The sequence below is a fragment of the Nostocoides sp. genome, from assembly GCF_035343835.1.
GTDB lineage: Bacteria > Actinomycetota > Actinomycetes > Actinomycetales > Dermatophilaceae > Nostocoides_A > Nostocoides_A vanveenii.
Map to the genome: position 1 here is coordinate 1 of NZ_DAOQZV010000260.1, position 4230 is coordinate 4230.

At 73.5% G+C, this 4230-nt stretch carries 2 protein-coding genes; both read left to right on the forward strand.

Annotated features, from left to right (window positions below; translation table 11 throughout):
• Positions 1-2229: PD-(D/E)XK nuclease family protein (locus PKH97_RS14350; protein ID WP_324388233.1), on the forward strand; the 2229-nt coding region annotated here is incomplete at its 5' end.
• Between the two features lie 236 nt (positions 2230-2465).
• Positions 2466-4230 (forward strand): ATP-dependent helicase (locus PKH97_RS14355; protein ID WP_324388235.1); only part of this gene is annotated, 1765 nt, incomplete at its 3' end.

A 4230-nucleotide genomic window follows, 5' to 3' on the forward strand; every position in this document is an offset into this window, starting at 1 on the left:
GCCACGGCCGCGGCGCGGGTGGCCGAGCTGATCGGGGCGCTGGGCGGGGGCCGGCAACGGGCCTTCGTGACCGACCCCGGGCCGCCCGGTCCCGAGCCGGACGTCCATGTCTTCCGTTCGGCCGCTCAAGAGGCAGCCCATCTCGCCGATGTCGTGCGTCGCGCCCACCTGATCGACCGGCTGCCCTGGCGTGAGATGGCGGTCGTGGTCCGTGGCCAGGGCCGGGCCGATGTCATCCGGCGGGCCTTGGTGGCCGCGCACGTCCCGGTGGCCGATGCCGAGAGTGGGCTGCCGGTCGGGGCGCAGGACGCCGTCCGACCCCTGGTGGTCCTGTGCCAGGCCGCGGTGGAGCGCGTGGCCCATCGCGAGCGCTGCGCCGGCGAGGCACTGGATCTCGATCCGGACGGCGGCTGGCGCCTCAGGCCAGAGGTGGCCGTCGATCTGTTGACCAGTGCCTATGGCGGCGCGGATGCCGTCACCCTGCGCCGCCTGCGCCGCGCCGTGCGCCGCGCGGCCCTGGATGACGGTCGTGGTGCGCCGGCCGACGTCCTGCTGGCAGCAGTCCTGGCCCGTCCCGGTGATGCGCAGGACCTGGCGGAGGAGACGAGCAGCGGCATGCGGCGCTTGGCCGCCATGCTCGCGGCGGTGACCTCGACGGTGGCAGCCGGTGGCGCGTCTCCGGAGGACGTGCTCTGGGCAGCCTGGTCGGCTGCCGAGATCGCTGACGAGTGGCGCGCGACGGCCCTCGCCGGCGGCCGTGCCGGCGCGCGGGCGGACCGCGATCTCGATGCCGTGATCGACGTGCTGGCTCGGGCACGGGACTTCGCCGTGCGGCTGCCCGGGGTGCAGATCGAGACCTTCCTCGATCAGGTCGCCGGATCGCCGTTGGCTGCCGACTCGATCGTCGCCCGGAGCGTCGACCGCGAGCGCGTCGAGGTGCTCACGCCGCACGCCGCCGCCGGGCGTGAGTGGTCACTTGTCGCGGTGGCCGCGGTCCAGGAGGGTGCCTGGCCCGATCTGCGACTACGGGGTTCGCTGCTCGGATCGGAAGTCCTGGTCGATGTCCTGTGCGGCCGCGAGACGTCGATCCGGGCCTCCCAGACGGTGACTCGGCATGACGAGGCCCGCTTGTTCCATGTCGCGCTGACCCGCTCCCGCGGCGCCGTCCATCTCAGTGCCGTGCGCGCCGACGACGAGTCGCCGTCGAGTTATCTGGACGTCGTCGCGCCGTGGTCCGGGCCGGGGGATCGGCCCTTCACCGAGGTCGAGCAGACAATGACCCTCGTCGGCGCGGTCGCTGCCCTACGCCGCACCGTAACGGCGGCACCGACCTCCGACCGGGCGGTGCGGGAGCGGGCCGCGGGAGCGCTGGCGCACCTGGCGCGTGTCGGCGTCAGGGGCGCCGATCCCCGGGAGTGGTGGGGGTTGCGCGAGGTCAGCGACGACCGGCCGCGCGTGGACGATGGGGCCCTGGTCAAGGTCTCTCCGTCGGGGCTCGTCGGCTTCGGCGAATGCGAGGCTCGGTGGCTGCTCACTGGAGTCGGTGGTCAGGGGCCGGCCGTGGGCTCGGCCGCGCTGGGCACGCTCGTGCACGAGGTTCTCGCGCAGTGCGGCGATGCCGATGTGGCGACTTTGGGAGCGCGTCTCGACGACGGCTGGGCTCGCCTCGGCCTCGCTCCAGGCTGGATTAGCCGGGCAAAGCGGGGCGACGCGGGACGCATGCTGGAGCGCGCCGCGGCCTATTTCGAGTTGGCCAAGTCCCAGGGCTGGCGGCGGGTGGCGGCGGAACAGCAGATGAGCCTGGTCCTGGGCCGGGCCCGGATCTTGGGCGTGGTGGATCGGCTGGAAGCCGACGCCGACGGGCGGCTGCGGATCCTCGACTTCAAGACCGGCAGCTCCAAGCCCAAGCGCGAGGAGGTGGCCAAGCACCCGCAATTGGGCGCCTATCAGGAGGCCGTCGAGCGGGGGGCATTCGGTCCCGGTGCGGTGTCGGCAGGGGCCGCGCTCGTGCAACTCGGCAAGGCCGGGGGAGTGCGCATCACCAGCGCGGTGCAGGAGCAGGTGCCGTTGGCCGAGGCGGACGAGCCCGGTTGGGCTCGTGACTTGATCGAGGAGGCGGCGACGACGATGGCGGGTGCGACCTACCGAGCCATCCAAGGCACCTGGTGCCGGACCTGTCCGGTCCGCACAAGCTGCCCCGTGCACGCCGAGGGGGCGATGCTGGCGTGAGCCCGATGTCGCGAGCCGCTGATCTGCCCCTGTTCAGCGACCCCCTCCCGCCCGCCCCCGCTGCGCCCAAGGCCGGCGCTGAGCGTGCGGCCCGCCCGCCAACCGATCCAGACTGCCCGGCAACCGATCCGGAACGCGCCGGGGCTGGCGCTGATCGTGCCAGCGCTCGCCGGGCCGACGGCCGGCGGACGGCCCGCCGAAGCGCAGGTAAGTTCGAGGGCCAGGACCCTTTGCTTGTGCTGCCGACGGCCGCTGAGTCGGGCGCCGACCGTGAGCACCCGGCCACGGATCCCAGCTCCATTGACCGTTCGCCCGGTAGCCGCTCGCCGCTGGCGCGTGCCCGGCGGCCGGGTGGCCCGAGCCTGTCGGCCAAACGGATCGCCGACGCCCTCGGCCAGCCGCGACCCACGGCTCAGCAGCAGTCGGTCATCGAGCAGCCGCCGGGGCCGATGCTCGTCGTCGCCGGAGCCGGGTCGGGCAAGACCGAGACCATGGCCGCCCGCGTCGTCTGGCTGGTGGCCAATGGCTTTGTCGATCCCGATCAGGTCCTCGGCCTGACCTTCACCCGCAAGGCCGCCGCCGAGCTCTCGGCGCGCGTCGTCGCCCGCCTACGCGCGCTCCGGGAGGCCGGGTTGTGGCAGCCGGCAGACGGGACGGCCGACCTCGGTGCGGCGCCCCCGACGATCTCGACCTACCATGCCTACGCCGCGCGACTGGTCCGCGAACATGCCCTGCGCGTGGGCCGTGAGCCGGAATCCCGCCTGCTCTCCGAAGCGGCCGCCTGGCAGGTCGCGGCCGAGGTGGTCACGGCCTACGACGGGCCGTTGGATGAGATCGGCAAGGCCGAGTCGACCATCACCAACGCCGTGGTCGATCTCGCGGGTGAGCTCGCCGAGCACCTGGTGACCCCGGCCGAACTCGCCGGGTGGCTCGATGCGATCGACACGCGCCTCGCCGCCATCGAGGCCGGCGGGAAGCCACTGCTGTCCGGGTCGAAGGACATGCGGGCCGCGTTGCGAGGACGGCGGGCGCTGGTCCCGGTGCTCGAGCGGTTCGGTGACCTCAAGCGCCGGCGCGGCGCCCTCGACTTCGCCGACCAGATGGCGCTCGCCGCCCGGATCGCGATGCGCTTCCCCGAGGTCGGCATCATCGAGCGCGCCCGGTTCGGTGCCGTGCTGCTCGATGAGTTCCAGGACACCTCGCACGCTCAACTGCAGTTCCTCGCCGCGCTCTTCGCCCCGGATTCGGGCGCGCACCCGGTCACGGCTGTGGGCGACCCGAATCAGTCGATCTATGCGTGGCGCGGGGCGAGCGCGGCCACCTTGGCCCAGTTCCCCGTCGCCTTCGGTGGCGAGGCCACGCCCGTCCTGCCCCTCAGCGTGACGTGGCGCAACGACCGGCGGATCCTGGCCGCCGCGAATGTCGTCGCGGCTCCCCTGCGCGCGCGCTCCCGCGTGCCGGTCACGCCACTCGATCCGGCACCGCAGGCCCCCGACGGCCGGATCGACGTGGCCCGCGCCGAGACCGTCGAGGCCGAAGCCACCGCGGTTGCCTCGTGGATCGGCGCGGAGTTGGCAGGCGGAGCCAAATCGGCGGCGGTCCTGTGCCGCAAGCGCTCGCAATTCGAGCCGGTGATCGAAGCCCTCGGAGCAGCGGGCCTGCCCTATGAAGTGGTCGGTCTCGGCGGCTTGCTGCTCACCCCCGAGGTGCAGGATGTCGTGGCGCTGCTGAGCATCGCCCACGATGCGGCACGTGGCGACCGGTTGATGCGGCTGCTGACCGGTCCGCTCTGCCGGCTGGGCGCGGCCGACCTCGACCGCTTCCATGCCTGGGCCCGAGCCCGCCAACAGCCACCGACACCGGACGGCGCGTCTGCCGGCCCGTCGGACCTGTCGGCCGACGCGGCCGACCGGGTCAGCCTGGTCGAGGCGCTCGTCGACTTCGGCCGCGCGACGACCGGTGAACGCGAGGCCGCGGGTGTCAGCGCCACCGGGAGCCGGC